General features: G+C 54.4%; 10 protein-coding genes and 3 pseudogenes. 2 read left to right on the top strand and 11 right to left on the bottom strand.

Features of this window, described 5'->3' with window-relative positions; translation table 11 throughout:
* Positions 1-84 precede the first annotated feature (84 nt).
* Entirely contained in the window at positions 85-417 is a 333-nt protein-coding gene (locus AC1DTN_RS27520) for an ABC transporter permease subunit (RefSeq protein ID WP_477923440.1), read from the bottom strand.
* 6 nt (positions 418-423) lie between these two features.
* Between AC1DTN_RS27520 and tnpC the strand changes: the two are divergent.
* A pseudogene (tnpC, locus tag AC1DTN_RS27515) lies at positions 424-1413 on the top strand (IS66 family transposase); the annotation flags it as partial.
* A 402-nt stretch (positions 1414-1815) separates the two neighbouring features.
* Here the strand turns inward: tnpC and AC1DTN_RS27510 are convergent.
* Entirely contained in the window at positions 1816-2781 is a 966-nt protein-coding gene (locus AC1DTN_RS27510; RefSeq protein ID WP_477923435.1) for a helix-turn-helix domain-containing protein, read from the bottom strand.
* A gap of 645 nt (positions 2782-3426) precedes the next feature.
* Between AC1DTN_RS27510 and AC1DTN_RS27505 the strand changes: the two are divergent.
* Positions 3427-4116, top strand: a pseudogene (locus AC1DTN_RS27505) (tyrosine-type recombinase/integrase); the annotation flags it as partial.
* Here the strand turns inward: AC1DTN_RS27505 and AC1DTN_RS27500 are convergent.
* The 9 genes and pseudogenes from AC1DTN_RS27500 to AC1DTN_RS27460 all read right to left on the bottom strand — a co-directional run bounded on the left by AC1DTN_RS27500 (position 4113) and on the right by AC1DTN_RS27460 (position 14431).
* Positions 4113-4807 (bottom strand): annotated as a pseudogene (locus tag AC1DTN_RS27500) (TetR/AcrR family transcriptional regulator). The pseudogenes AC1DTN_RS27505 and AC1DTN_RS27500 sit on opposite strands and share 4 nt — an antisense overlap.
* A 170-nt stretch (positions 4808-4977) precedes the next feature.
* On the bottom strand, positions 4978-6420 hold the full coding sequence (locus AC1DTN_RS27495) for an amidase (RefSeq protein ID WP_477923434.1): 1443 nt from the start codon (positions 6418-6420) through the stop codon (positions 4978-4980).
* Positions 6421-6710: 290 nt separating this feature from the next.
* Positions 6711-6956: a MoaD/ThiS family protein gene (locus tag AC1DTN_RS27490; RefSeq protein ID WP_477923432.1), complete on the bottom strand. Its 246-nt coding sequence runs from the start codon at positions 6954-6956 to the stop codon at positions 6711-6713.
* Entirely contained in the window at positions 6956-9220 is a 2265-nt protein-coding gene (locus tag AC1DTN_RS27485; RefSeq protein ID WP_477923430.1) for a xanthine dehydrogenase family protein molybdopterin-binding subunit, read from the bottom strand. The genes AC1DTN_RS27490 and AC1DTN_RS27485 overlap by 1 nt, the downstream gene beginning before the upstream one ends.
* Complete coding sequence (locus AC1DTN_RS27480; protein ID WP_477923429.1) at positions 9210-9698, bottom strand: (2Fe-2S)-binding protein; 489 nt, start codon at positions 9696-9698, stop codon at positions 9210-9212. The genes AC1DTN_RS27485 and AC1DTN_RS27480 overlap by 11 nt, the downstream gene beginning before the upstream one ends.
* Entirely contained in the window at positions 9695-10558 is an 864-nt protein-coding gene (locus AC1DTN_RS27475; RefSeq protein WP_477923427.1) for an FAD binding domain-containing protein, read from the bottom strand. The genes AC1DTN_RS27480 and AC1DTN_RS27475 overlap by 4 nt, the downstream gene beginning before the upstream one ends.
* Before the next feature lie 144 nt (positions 10559-10702).
* Positions 10703-12505 (bottom strand): dipeptide ABC transporter ATP-binding protein, encoded by a 1803-nt coding sequence (locus AC1DTN_RS27470; RefSeq protein WP_477923426.1) that lies wholly within the window; start codon positions 12503-12505, stop codon positions 10703-10705.
* Entirely contained in the window at positions 12502-13422 is a 921-nt protein-coding gene (locus tag AC1DTN_RS27465) for an ABC transporter permease (RefSeq protein ID WP_477923425.1), read from the bottom strand. Before AC1DTN_RS27465 ends, AC1DTN_RS27470 begins: the two co-directional genes overlap by 4 nt.
* Before the next feature lie 34 nt (positions 13423-13456).
* Complete coding sequence (locus AC1DTN_RS27460) at positions 13457-14431, bottom strand: ABC transporter permease (protein ID WP_477923424.1); 975 nt, start codon at positions 14429-14431, stop codon at positions 13457-13459.
* Between the last annotated feature and the right edge of the window lie 74 nt (positions 14432-14505).

Here is a 14505-nt window from a genome sequence, read left to right as displayed (position 1 = left end):
TTCCGGACATGTGGGAACAGATTCCGCGGATGTTCGGAAGCGGTCGCTTCATTTTCTGCCCAGTCAACTGAATAGAACGGGTACTCACCGCGGGCGGGGGCCGAGCGTGTAGCTCATCAGCAGTGCGATAACGAGCAGCACGCCTTGGACGAAGCTTTGCGCGTAGTACGGAAAATTGAACATCGTCAGGCCGTTGATCAGCGTGGTAACGAAGATCGCGCCGACCAGAGTGCCGAAGGCGTTCAGCTTGTTGGCGCCCAGCACGGCATAGCCAACGAGGGCCGCCGAAACTGCCTGCAGCAGGTACGCGTCACCCACATTGACGTCGCCGCGATTGGAACGTGCCGCTAGCATCACGCCTGCGATCGCCGCCACCCCGCCGGAAATCAGGTACGCGGCCATGCGATAGCGCGCCATCCGGATAAATACGTCGACGGCACGCCGCTCTACCGCGTGGCGCAAACGTTCGAACGGGCCGGCGTACCGATCAGCCGGGGCGCTCTCGCGCACTGGGTGATCGGTTCGAGCGAAAGGCACCTGCATCGCATCTACGATGCGCTGAGATTGCGGCTTCAGTCGCAGCCTCTCATTCATGGCGATGAGACGACAGTTCAAGTGCTGAAGGAAAAGAACAAGGAAGCCACCAGCACGTCTTACATGTCGGCGTACCGCAGCAGCGAGGACAGTGACGAGCCAATCGTGCTTCTCGAATATCAACTGGGCCGCGGTCAGGTCCACCCGCAGACCTTTCTCGGCGACTACCGCGGCATATTGGTGAGCGATGAATGCACCGCCTGGCGCACAATACATGGCGCAACCCATGTCGGGTGCATCGCCCATTCACGGCGGCGCTTCGTCGAGGCTCTCAAAACCAGGAAGAACGGAGGCGGACCGCCGGAACAGGCGCTCCGGTTCTTCGAGCAGCTCTACCGTATCGAAAAACAGGCAAGAGACCAAACGCCCGACGCCGGTGAAACGCAGGTCGATTGCATTCGTCGTTTCCGGCAACAGCACAGCTTGCCTGTCCTCATCGCCCTAAAGATATGGCTCGATACCATCGCGCCAAAGGTCGTGCCGGATACCAAGCTCGGCGATGCCGTGTCCTACACCCTGAACCAATGGAATTATCTGACGCGCTACATCAGCGACGGCAGGATGCCGATCGATAACAACGTTCTGGAACGTGACATCAGAGTTTTTGCGACCGGAAGAAAATCGTGGCTGTTCAGCGACACCGCCGACGGCGCAAAAGCCAGCGCCGTGATCTACAGTCTCATGCTGACTTGCCGCGCATGCGGCGTCGATCCACTCACTTGGCTGCGCCACGTGCTCACTGAGTTGCCTCAGCGCGGAGAAGCCGCCGACATTGGCGACCTGCTGCCGTTCAACTTCTCCAAAACGTCCGAGGTCTAGTAGAGCCGCGTATCTTTACCCAGGAGCGGCCGGGTCAGCGACGCCCCCTTACGTCAATGTGCATGGAAAATCGCGCTTACAGTGCACTAGAACCTTCCGATCACGCTCTTTGACGCTTCCCATGTCCGGGTGGCGTAAACAAACATGCTTTGAGGAAGTGGCAAGTCTGGTGATCTTGCCCTTAGTCATTTGGGGCATCCCTGTGGAATACTGGAAACGCTGTGCACTCAGGTGGCGGCCGCGGATAAATCCAACATGGCTGCCGAGTCCTCGTTCGGCGCCGATCGCGCATTGAGCGCGAGGCCCTGGAGTTGGACACCTCGAAGAACCTCCCCATCCCAGCCGTTTCATGGCTCACTGCTGCGGGAGCCACAGACAAAGGCTCGAGGGCTAATCTTTGTCTCAGGGAGCGGAACGGCTCTCGCCCGGTGTGATCCCGAAATGTTCCTTATAACGAACCGAAAAGTGTGATTGGCTGCAAAAGCCACAAGCGTATGCGATCTCAGAAATTGGATCGGGTAACGCGTTCTTACCGGGCGGGGTTCTCAACATTCTATCGGCTTCACGAAGTCGCAAGCGAAGCAATTCTCGACCAAACGTCGTGCCATTCATTTGGTATATTTTATGCACGTATCGGACTGAAACCCGTAACGAGGTTGCGGCGTGCTGAGGTGAAAGACCGGGGTCCGGATAGTGACATGAAAGAAAGGCTGAGAGGCGTTGTAAAGTAACATCAGAGAGCGCCGTCGTCGTGCTTTCATGGACATCCTGAATAGATTGTGTCTCCAACATAAGACAGATCAGTTCTATAATATTATTTTCGGCACGCTTCAAAATGCCGGAATCAGCAGAAGACGCCAAACGAAAAGTTTGAAGTGCCAACTGTGAGACGATCGGAACTAACCCAATATTGGCGATACCGCGGCGCCCGTATGTATTGTCTATTGAAGGAAATATCTGGCGAATAGAGCTAGCCGGCGCTTTTATCGTTACGTTAGTTGAATTGTCTTCAATCATAGTCCAGTATGCTTCAGAAGAAGTTAAGGCATACGCTTCCCCCGGTCCGACTTCATCTTCAAGTCCGAACTGACTGAATTTTTCGCGGTTGCGCGTCGGGAAAATAAAGACGACTTCATCCTCGCCGGATGTCGGCCTCCGACGTACCGTTCGCAACGCGTTGGCGGTGAATTTCGATATTCCGATTGTGGAAAGTTGCAGTGCAGAGAGGGCACCCTTAAAAGAGAAACTATCCTTAGGAGAGCACTCCAAAGGAAAATATACCTCTGACATATAGTCGCACCAACGCTGGGCGGCTTGGCCCTGCCTTGACTTGCTGAGCTCAAAACTCGTCTTGGTCCAGGGCATCATCAGCACACCGTTCCTAAATGAGGGTACGACAAGCATTCAAGGCTGTCGATCGATTGGCCGAGTTCAGTAGGGCCCAATGATGAATCGTTAACGGCGAGGACGGCTTGCGGTAGGCCGGCCCCATGAGTGCTTCGAGGCGCTTTCGCTTGATCGATTTCGTGGAAGGCTCGCGCCGCAGATCACTCAACGAACTTCTGAGCGGCACAAGGCGGCTGATGCACGCAGTAATAACGGCCCGCACCATTGCAAGTCGTCGGGCTGCAAGCGAGACTATTTCTATCGGGGGTGGCCCGTAGAAATTATGACGAATACCAGTCTTCATGGCGGAGCCTCACATACTGTCGACAAAACGATACCAGCGACATGAACCCGCGTCAACAACTTCAATCGCTTCAAATAGCCTATAATCGGGCATTCTTGACTTAATTCTAGGCAGATTGCCCTGTTTTTCGGCTTGAACCAGGCTGCCGATACTGTCGACATTTTTTATACCGGTGTGGTTATTGGTGCTTTTCGGCGGCTTTCCATGATGATGATTATCGCACGGATTTGACCCGGGGGATGCGGACAAAAACTTGGACTGCAAAGGAGGGTTCTAGCGGCAATTCGACAGAAATTGTCAAAACCGCTGATCGGCGGCATGGAGATTTGGATATCGCCACGGTGATGGCCGGGATCCGCAACAGCCATGCCAAGCCGTCGGCGCAGAAGGAGGCGGTCATGGCAGAGGACATCATCGCCATGATCCAGACGCTCGATCGCGGTTCTCTGCGCGGCTTAGGCGACCGCTCCATGTTGCTCATTGGCTTTGCTGGAGGTCTGCAGCTCTCAGAAATCGTCTGCCTTGATCAAGTCGGACCAGACCGAAGACGGCCGAGGCTGGATCGAATCCTCGACAAGGGCATGCTCGTGACGCTTCGCGGCAAAACCGGATGGCGAGAGGTCGAGATGGGCGCGGATCGTCAGACGCCACGTATCAGGTCGCCACAATGGAAACGTGAATCGAGTTCGCCAAGCTTGCACACGGCCCCCCTCTTCCGCCACATGACGGGCCAGGGCAAATCTGTTGGCACCGATCGACTGAACGACAAGGAAGTGGCTCGGCTGGTAAAGCGAGCCGCGATGACGGCCGGCGTGCGCGGTGACCTCAGTGAGATTGAGTGCGGCTTCAAGGTTTCTGGCCACTCGCTGCGGGCCGGTCTCGCGTCATCCGCCGAAGTCGACGAGCGCTACGTCCAGAAGCAGCTGGGACCTACGTCCGCAAAGATGACCCGCAGATATCAGCGGCAACGGGATCGCTTCCGCGTGTACATGACCAAGGCTTCAGGGCTTTAGCTGCCCCTGCTCTTCGTATGGCGAAACTCGCAGGTTCGCATTTGTGATGTGTTATCAATCGATCCATGTTCGAGAGCGCGAAGATAACCGCAGAGCATATCCGACATTGCGTTCGCATAAACATCTATTCAGCGGCTGGCCGAGGTTTCTCCGATAGCTCTTTCCCGACCGCAGCCATTGTCATGATAATCAGTTCACCGGCCACTTGTCGGGCTGCATCTTGAACTGCCGGCAGGGCTTCGCGCATGAATGTATCAACGATGCGATCACCATCCGCATGAATTTCCTGCGCTTGAGAGGCGTCCCGGTAAACCCAGCCGGTATCGACAGGTGCCACGCGAAGTGCCGCTTCCTCGGGCTCGGAATGAAGAATTGCGTGGACAAGGTCATGCAGCCGAGCGAGTGGCTCTCGTTTCCCGTTCCCCAAAATCGTTCGCCACTGTTCATTCGTCTGGCGCCATTTGTCGCTTTTAAAACGAAAGAGAATGGCCGCATTGTTCGGAAAGTACTGGTAAAGCAACCCGACGTTGACACCAGCCGTTTCCGCGACCCGGGCCGCGGTGAAACGCTGGGTGCCTTCCTCGGCCAGAACGCGAATAGCGGCTTCCAGGATCGTCGAAACCAACACCGTCGAGCGCGCTTGTTTGTGCTGTTTTCGCGAGGAAATCTGAGAATTTGGCCGATTGTTCATATGATTGTCCAACAAGAAGAGTCTCAAACTAAAAACCTTGCCCATACCTGACGTCTGTCCACAGACCTCAGTGCGGTCCAAGGTCAAATGGGCAACAACATCAAACAAGCGACAGAACTACTCCTCCCCCATATTCAGATGCTTCCCCTAACCAACTATTCCAGCAAGCGTTAGGCTAGTTTCGGAACTCTGCCAGACCACGGCGCTGCCTCTTCGATTTGACGGGCCAATTGCAGCAAAGTGGTTTCGTCGCCATAACGACCTACGAACTGAATTCCGATTGGCAGCCCGTCTTTCGTCGGTTGACCGGGAAGAGAGATGGCGGGAAGCCCGGATATGTTGAAAATGAACATGAATGCGGCATCATGCCATCTGTTGAGATAAGTATCCCAGTCCCCCTCCTCCATCGACCAGTAGCCGACCGGTCTTGGCGGATTTGTCAAGGTTGGCGTCATGTAAACGTCGAATTGGGATAGCTCAATCGCTATGTTTTGACCCGCCTTGCGAATGGCCGCGATATTGGCAGAGTACCGTTCTGCGGACAGGGACCGCGCTTGGCGCATCAATGCTTGGTTGAAGGGTGCAAACTCATCGTCATTCAACTGAATACCTGTCAAAGCGATACCAAGTTGCCTAAAATCTCGAAGATATTCAACGGAAACAACATTATTGTAGTTCCACCAGGCCTCTTCAATGCCTGTTGTAAGGTCGTATTCGATCAGTTCGTGACCTAAGCTGGATAAAGTCTCAAGCCGCGCATCGAGGGCTGAAATAACAGCTTCGTCAGGTTTCGGTCCCCAGTTCGCCTGCTTTGTAAAGCCGATTTTCAACTTGCCAGGTGACTTCATGCAGGAACTCAGCCAGCTTTCGGTTGGCCGTGGCGCTGTATACGGATCCCCGACGGAATTGCCCGCTGTGACATCCATAAAGGCTGCAGTGTCCCTAACGGTCAGGCTGTTACAAAGAAGATAAATGGACCCGAACCAGACATCCGGGAGTTGCGATCCATACGTAGTACGTCCGCGTGATGGCTTGAGCCCCACAACGCCGCAGCATGACGCCGGGACTCTGATAGATCCACCGCCATCAGAGGCTTCAGCAATCGGCACGATGCGCGCCGCTACCGAAGCGGCCGCACCTCCGGAAGATCCACCAGAGGTCCGCGACAGATCATATGGGTTGCGCGTAGCACCATAGAGGTTGTTTTCACAGCCGATAGACCAACCGTTTTCAGGTGAATTTGTACGCCCGATAATGGACAATCCCGCGGCGCGGATCCTGGAGACCATTTCGGTTTCAGTTTTCCAGTCGATACCTTGCAAAGCTTTCATTCCGAAGTCGAGCGGTATTCCCTTGCATGCAGACCCGATGTTCTTGAGGAGAAATGGAACGCCAGCCAAGGGGCCAGTGCCAGGTTCGGCAATTGCATTGGCCCTTGCAAAGTCGAACGTATTGATGACAACGGCGTTAATTTTAGGATTGACTTCATGCACACGACGCTCGGCCTCGTCGATTAGTTCCAACGCACTGATTTCACCTCGCTTCACCAGTTCGGCCAAACCAACACCGTCAGTCTCGTCATATAATCTGGAAATGTCTGCTGAACCGCTCATTTTCTGCTCCTAATAAGAAACCGCAAAGTCATGTCATTCGACAGCCTAATCCCAATTTTTTACTTTAGGATCATGCCAACGTATTTCCATTTCGAATGGTATTATTTATCGAGATAGACTGATGCAAATAGATCACCGATCCGTAGCTGCGGCTCTTCATATGAAGACAACACGAAAGCAGCTACGCAGATTTACTCATGGATGCACTTTCCACGTCCTGCACGATATGATCTCTAACGGCAGACACATACTTTGCTTCTATAGGACTAAATGCCTCACTGCCGCACTCATCAACCGCCCACCAAGCGTGGGAGCAGGAAAATTTCTGAGTTTTCCGGTAGCTCTTTCGACCAGGTATCACGATAGATCGTGCCATCTATTGCAACAGCGATGCCACGATCCAGCCAAGGCTGGATGCCGGGATACTGCTCGGAAAGCTTTACGAACAGTTCCCTTATATCCTTCGCTTCGACCTGGACAGTATTCTTCCCTCCAGCGACCGAACTCATTGATCCCCAGAGAGTAACCTGAACCATCAGCCCGACAGTTCCGCGTGTAGCGCTGCAAGAATACGTGGAGGAGACATTGGAACATGCGTCATCCTCACGCCTGTAGCACTCGAAACCGCATTTCCGACTGCTGCCAAAGGTGGTACGATAGATGTTTCACCAACGCCTCGTACACCATAAGGGTGATTGGGATTTGGTATTTCGAGAATTTGCGTATCGATCATTGGCAGATCCGAGCAGACCGGAATTCGGTAGTCAAGGAAGCCGGGATTCTGAAGCCGCCCATCTTTGCCATAGACATATTCTTCATTGAGAGCCCAACCAATCCCCTGGGCCGCACCCCCCTGGTATTGCCCTTCCACATAGGTTGGATGCACCGCCTTGCCGGCATCCTGGATCACCGTGTAGCGGAGAATCCGGGTCCGTCCCGTTTCAGGATCGACCTCGATGTCGCAAAGGTGCGCGGCGAAGGAGACGCCCGCACCATCCGCTACAAGTTCACTGTGCCCTGCGATTGGACCTCCCGTCTTGCCAGACTGGGCGGCTATCTCCTTTACCGAAAGCCTTCCTAGATTGTCATTCTGCTTGCCCTTGGCAACCGCATGACCGTCTTCCCAAGCCACGTCTTCGATGGCAATGTCCCACATCAGCGCGGCGCGCTCTCGCATGACTTTTATGGCATTGCGTGCAGCGGAGATCGTTGCCATGGACGACGAGAAGGTGCCACGGCTACCGTCAGTCATATCATTGTAGCCGAGAGTCGATGTATCAGCGACCACCGCCTTTACCTGATGATAATCAATGCCGAGTTCTTCCGCGGCCACGAGCGACAGAGAGGCGCGAGAACCTCCGACATCCACGGTGCCAAGAGCGAGCGAAACTGAACCGTCCATACCGACGTTGATGTCTACACAGGTTTGGCCGCCAAAATTGAACCAGAACGCACAAGCGATGCCCCTGCCCTGATTTACTCCTAGTTGCGCTTTCATATGCGGATGGTTCTTGGCAGCGTCAAGCGCGGCACCGAAGCCGATAGGTCCGAAGACGGGACCATAGGACGACTTCGTTCCTTCTCGGGCCGCGTTTTTGATACGGAGTTCGACTGCGTCAATGCCAATCTTCTTGGCAAGCTCATCCATCATGCTCTCGACCGCAAAAGCCGCCATAGGGGCAGAAGGTGCGCGATAAGCCGCCGATTTTGGCCGATTGACCAGAACGTCATAGCCGACAGTTCTTACGTTATCGAGCTTGTAGCAGGCGAACGCAGTCATGGTTCCATAGTGGGCCCACTCGCCAGCATATGCACCGCACGAATACCGCAATGTTGCCTCACAGGCGGTAATCGTGCCGTCACTTTTAGCGCCGATCCTGACGTCGATGGAGCTGGAACTCGTAGGGCCCGATGCACGAAAAACTTCATCGCGCGTCATTACAACCTTGACCGGTCGGCCGGCCTTGCGAGACAGAGCGAGCGCCACCGGCTCCACCCAAACGTGGGTTTTCCCACCGAAACCGCCACCAATTTCAGAGGAGGTTACACGCAGCTTGGAGGCTTCCATGCCGAGCAATTCGGCACAATGTTGCCGGTATACGAAGTGACCCTGAGTGCAGACCCACAAATCAGCCGTACCATCCGGGCTGAAATTTGCGACACAGGCATGTGGTTCAATATAGCCTTGATGGGTTTGCTCGGTCTTAAAGGAACGCTTGACCACGACATCGGCTTCGTCAAAGCCTTTTTGGACATCACCGTGCCCGTAAGTCACACGCCTGACGACGTTGGAGGGCTTTAGCGGCTTTTCCTCGAGACCTTCGGTAAAGATCGTATCGCTGACCAAGGGCGCCGACAGCTCCATTGCCTCATCTACGTCCGTTACGTGAGGAAGAATTTCGTACTCAACGTGGATCAGTTTCAGCGCTTGTCTGGCTGTACGCGCATCCACGGCAGCCACCGCGGCCACGGCGTGGCCGTCATAAAGCACTTTCGTACGCGCAAGACAGTTGTCGAGAATGTCAAAAACAAAACTGTTTCCGTTGGTCACGTCAGGCAGATCGGCCGCCGTAATAATTGCTTTGACGCCGACAAGCTTTTCCGCTTTTGACGTGTCAATTGACCGAATGCGGGCGTGTGCGTACGGGCTCCTTAGAATAAGCCCCACCAACTGTCCGGGCATATTGAAATCCGCGCCATAACGGGCGCGACCAGTTACTTTATCGATACCGTCGGGACGAATAGGGCGGCTGCCAACCGATGTAAAGTTGCGTCCCGTGTAGCGTGGATCAAAAGCCATGATTTCCCTCTCTCATCACATGCGATGCGTCCAGAACTGCGCGGACGATCTTGTCATAGCCCGTGCAGCGACAGAGGTTTCCAGCAAGCCCGAAGCGGACTTCTTCTTCAGTCGGTTCTGGATTTCTTGCCAGCAAATCCTTTGCGGCAATGAGAAGACCCGGCGTACAGATACCGCATTGCAAAGCAGCATGTTCAAGAAACTTTTGCTGCAGCGGATGCAGTTTGTCACCGTTGGCCATGCCCTCGATCGTTTCGACTGCCTTCCCCTCAGCTTCGGCACCGAGCACGAGGCATGAACAGACCAGCCTGCCGTCAAATATAATGCTGCATGCCCCACAGTCACCGGTTCCGCAGCCTTCCTTCGCACCCGTCAAGCCCAAACGATCGCGAAGGACGTCCAGCAAAGTTTCGTCGGCATGGCAAAGAAACTCCACGGCGTCTTTGTTGATCGTAGTCGATACCATTACACTTGTCATAGCATGCCTCCTGCCCGAGTATACGCGCTGGCAGCTACCCGTTTGGCCATCACACCCACGACCTTCTTTCTAAATTCAACAGTACCGCGTTTGTCAGCTATCGGCCGACAGGCTGACGAACAGATAGCGGCGAGTTTTTCAAGCGTCGCATCATCCGGTTTCCTGCCGATCAGAAACTGGGAGGCCTCTTCCACTATGAGGATTGTCGGCCCTACAGCTCCCAGAACCACGCGAGCCTTCTCGATTATTCCGTCTGTATTAAGCGAAAGATTGATTGCAGCGCTCACCACCGCGATATCCATTTCCGTACGGGGAATGAACCGCAGATACGCGTCGCTCGAACGAACGGGGCGCTTCTCCAGAAAGATGGATTCTATGATTTCACCTTTGGAAAGTATCGTCTTACCCGGGCTAATGGGTATGCTTTCCACCGCGACCATGCGTCTGCCGCCAGGCCCGACGATGGAGGCCTTTGCGCCTGCGGCGGCGAGCGCCGGCACACTGTCGGCGGCAGGCGATGCGTTGCAAAGGTTACCTACGATCGTACAACGCCCCTGCACCTGCTTGGAACCGATAAGTTTGGCGGCTTCCACGACGCCTGGCCACGCTGCTTTCAGCGCTCCATTCTCTCCCAACACGGCACAGGGAACGGCGGCGCCTATACTGAACCCCGCATCCGTCTGCATGATCTCCTTCAGCCCAGCGATCGCCTTGATGTCAACGATGAGATTAGGCTCGACAAAACCTCCCTTCATTTTCACGAGAAGATCACTGCCTCCGGCAAGAACGACTGCCATTCCGTCCTCGCCTGTCAACAGGCGCACAGCATCATCAATTGAATGCGGTCTTTCGTAACGCATCGTTTCCCCTGTTCGTTTCAAAATGTCTATGCACGCACTCGATGTTGATTGGGCATCTATACCTTCCGGATCGGCGGCATACACAGTCCATTGTCTTTACTTGCCAAAAAAATGCCCGCGTACGTTGAACATATCTGAGCGAACTTATGTCATGGCGAAGGCAAACCTCGGCGTATCCGAAAGAAGACGCTGCGTTTCAGTCGCGACCGGAGCGCGCAGAACATCGCTAACGCTACCAAATTCCACGATGGTGCCGCTTTGCATTACGGCCACGTTTTGCGCGATGTTGCTTGCCACGGCGAGGTTATGGGTGACGAACAGCATTGCAAGATTGTGATCTCGTCTTAGCTGCTCCAGCAACTCCACCACCACCGCTTGAACCGAAACATCCAAAGCCGACGTCACTTCATCGCAAATCAACAGCTCTGGATTGACGATGAGTGCGCGGGCGATGGCCACGCGCTGTCTCTGCCCGCCAGAAAGCTGATGAGGATAACGATCAGCGGTGACCGACGGCAGGGATACCTTGTCCAAGGCAGCGAGTACTCGCTTGCGTGTTTCTGTGTTGGAAATCGATTCGAATTGTTCGAGTGCCATCGCGACCGATTGGCCAATTGTTCGCCGTGGATTAAGCGACGCATACGGGTTCTGGAAGATGTATTGGATCCGTCGGCGTGCTTGCAATGACCGTTCTGATGCATGCGCTTGTATCAGTTCGCCGCCGAAAGTGATTTTACCCGCCTGTTTCCTATGAAGTCCTGCAATACAACGGGCTGTTGTCGTCTTGCCGGAACCCGACTCGCCCACAAGAGCAACACAGCTCCCCTTGTGAATTTTGAAAGAAATCCCCTTAAGGATTCGAACGTTTCCGTGAAATGCCTCCAATCCAGACACGTCAAGCGCAACGTCGCGATCAACCTTATCGTAGTGCTCGACAGTCCGGACCGCCGTCGCGGCGGTTCTAAATTCTTTCAACTTCAGACACTTCGCGAAATGACCGACTGTAATCTCCACGGTTGGTGGCACAGATTTCGTGCAGCGCGTGTCCGCGGCAACGCATCTTGGCGCGAAAGCACATCCAGGTGGACGTCGCGCCGGCTCCGGCGCACTACCGGGAATACCACTGACGGCAGTATCTCTATCTAGATCGGGCACCGCCTCAATCAGTGCGCGCGTGTATGGGTGCTCTGGTGTCGCCAGGATTTGCGAGGTTGCAGCAAGTTCGACAATTCTTCCAGAATACATTACCGCTATTCGATCACACAGCGATCCAACAACCGCAAGGTCATGGCTGACATAGATCGCAGCCACCGAATGTTCACGACAAAGGCCGCGGATAGTCTCCAGAACGTGAGACTGCGTTGTGACGTCTAGGCCAGTCGTTGGTTCATCCATGATAATGACGCGTGGGCGGTTGGCGAATGCCATGGCAATTCCGACTCGCTGCTGTTGTCCACCGGAAAGCTGATGTGGATACGATCTCAGGAATTCAGGCGTTTGAGGCAATTTCACCAAACGCAGTAGCTCCATCACGTTTTCATCGATGGCGGACTGCTTGTCGGTAAAACATTCGGCAAGTTGAGTTCCCACGCGTAGGATGGGATTGAGGGCGGTACCGGGGTCTTGAGGGATAAGCGAGACGAGGTGCCCGCGAACCTTTTTCAGCTCTCGCGAACTGAGAGATAGAATGTCCTTTCCGTCGATACGAACGACCCCACCGCTTATCTCCAAGCCTTTTCGACAGTAACCGAGAACTGCCAGCCCGACGGTTGTCTTGCCSGAGCCCGATTCGCCGACCAGGCCGAGAATTTCTCCTGGAGCCAGATCAAGGGACACCGAGTCGACGACGTTAACCTTTGTCCCTGCGAGAGAAATACACAGATCGCGGATTTCCAGTGCACGATTTGGGATGTGAGAAACCTCAGCTTTTGTGCTGCCAATCATCATGACACTCCCCTGCCCACAATGGAGTTGCCATTGGGGTCGATATGTTGAACCTGAACGGATCTGTCACCCTCTGCCGAAAGGTCGGCAGGTGAGGGCGTAGCCACCCGTCTTGCCCTGCCCAAGGCATCGGCGAAAACATTGATCGCGATGGTCAGAATAGCCAGAATGATAACTGGTGCCGCGACTGCCCACGGGTTCAACAGAAGACCTATCCGGTTTTCGTTGATCATCATGCCCCAGTCCGGAACGGACGGATCAGCCATCAAGCCCAGGAATCCAAGACCAGCTACAAGGGCGACTGAGTAAGTAAAGCGCAATCCGAGTTCAACCATAAGAGGTGCGGTCAGATTGGGAAAAATTTCTCGAACTATTATCTTGGGCAACGAAACGCCGATAGCCTCCGCGTATTTGATATAATCCTCTTCCGACACTCTTAGTGCGACAGACCGCATGACACGCGCAACTTGGGGCACGTGTATCGCAGCGACCAATATCGCTATCAGCCAGGCTTTGGGTCCCAGAATGCTGATGAAAAGCAAGGCAAGGACCGTCTGGGGGAAGGCCATTGCGACGTCCATCAGACGCATAATCACGTCGTCCACCCTTCCTTTCAAATAACCGCCTATGATGCCGAGCAAGGTGCCAATACAAACGCCGAGAAAGGTGGCAACCGCGGACAGACCCAGAATCTGCATTCCGCCGGAGAGAATCCGCGAAAGCACGTCTCTGCCCATGAAATCGGTACCAAGAAATGCGTCGGGGGATGCAGGATCGAACGGCGCACCTACAAAGTCAGCCGGAGAGACTGGCGCGATCAATGGGCCGACGATCGCGCCGCAAATGATGACGAGAGCAACCGCCAAGCCAATAGCCCCCGCTTTAAGGTCGATAATCCATCGCCAAATGTTGTAATTCATGGCTGAATCCTCCCGTGAACTAGGTTGTTTGCCATCATCGAACACTCATCTTTGGCGTGAGTAACATCGTAATCAAATCTGCGGCGAGGTTGAGGAGCACATAGGTCAAAGCAAGAAGGAGAACGATAAGCTGGATGACAGGAATGTCTCGCGCAATGATCGACTCCAGAAGGCCTTGCCCCACGCCCGGATATCCAAAAACGAACTCCACCAGCACCACGCCACCGGCGAGGTAGGCCAGCGTCAGCGCTATGACCTGCACGACAGGCGCCATCGCGTTGGGAAGCGCGTGTATGAAAATAAGCCTTGTCGTTCCCACGCCTTTTAGGCGCGCCATCTCAATGTATTCGCTTGCGAGAACCTCAATAACCGCTGCGCGCGTCATCCGAAACAGGTAAGGAAAACAGACAAGCGACAGGGTCAATACCGGCATCACAAGAATAATCGGATCCTGAAAGACGGAACTACCTGGAGCGACCAGTGAAACGGCTGGGAGGACATGAAACAACGAGGTCGAAAGGATCAGAATAAGAAGAATGCCGACGACGAATTCCGGCAATGCAGCAAGTGCAAGCGCCACAAATGAAATACTCGTATCGACTGCCCGACCGGAATATAAGGCGGCCACTACACCGAGCACGATTGAAACCGGAAAGCTGACGATCGCGGTAAGCATCAGCAAAGTCGCCGAGCTTATAGCCCGCGGATAAACAATATCGATCACGCGTAGGTTATTAACAAGGGACCGGCCTGGATCGCCGGTCAATATACCAGAAAACCAGGTCCAAAATTGCATCAGAAGAGGACGATCCAGCTGAAGCTGAGCCCGTACTTCCTGAAGGCGCTCAGGCGTCGCATTTCGACCAAGCACCGCACGCGCCGCGTCGCCGGGCAAAACCTGAGTTGCCAAAAACACCACAACGCAGACCAAAAGAAGCGTTAACAAGCCAAGACAGATGCGTCTGACTGTGAATTCAAGAATAGAGTTAGACGCCATATACATCACCATCAGTTCTACCGAAATTAGTGCAGCCGTGCTCCCCCGGGTCAGTGCAAAACCCAGGGGGACACTGCAAATCGGCG

Source organism: Rhizobium sp. 01T444 (assembly GCF_056398305.1).
The sequence above is the reverse complement of the archived record's forward strand: the minus strand, read 5'-3'. Positions and strand labels throughout refer to the sequence as shown.

Coding starts and splice junctions, on each gene's coding strand:
- AC1DTN_RS27520 (WP_477923440.1), bottom strand. CDS start 417: ATGGCGCGCTATCGCATGGCCGCGTACCTGATTTCCGGCGGGGTGGCG.
- AC1DTN_RS27510 (WP_477923435.1), bottom strand. CDS start 2,781: ATGATGCCCTGGACCAAGACGAGTTTTGAGCTCAGCAAGTCAAGGCAG.
- AC1DTN_RS27495 (WP_477923434.1), bottom strand. CDS start 6,420: ATGAGCGGTTCAGCAGACATTTCCAGATTATATGACGAGACTGACGGT.
- AC1DTN_RS27490 (WP_477923432.1), bottom strand. CDS start 6,956: ATGGTTCAGGTTACTCTCTGGGGATCAATGAGTTCGGTCGCTGGAGGG.
- AC1DTN_RS27485 (WP_477923430.1), bottom strand. CDS start 9,220: ATGGCTTTTGATCCACGCTACACGGGACGCAACTTTACATCGGTTGGC.
- AC1DTN_RS27480 (WP_477923429.1), bottom strand. CDS start 9,698: ATGACAAGTGTAATGGTATCGACTACGATCAACAAAGACGCCGTGGAG.
- AC1DTN_RS27475 (WP_477923427.1), bottom strand. CDS start 10,558: ATGCGTTACGAAAGACCGCATTCAATTGATGATGCTGTGCGCCTGTTG.
- AC1DTN_RS27465 (WP_477923425.1), bottom strand. CDS start 13,422: ATGAATTACAACATTTGGCGATGGATTATCGACCTTAAAGCGGGGGCT.
- AC1DTN_RS27460 (WP_477923424.1), bottom strand. CDS start 14,431: ATGGTGATGTATATGGCGTCTAACTCTATTCTTGAATTCACAGTCAGA.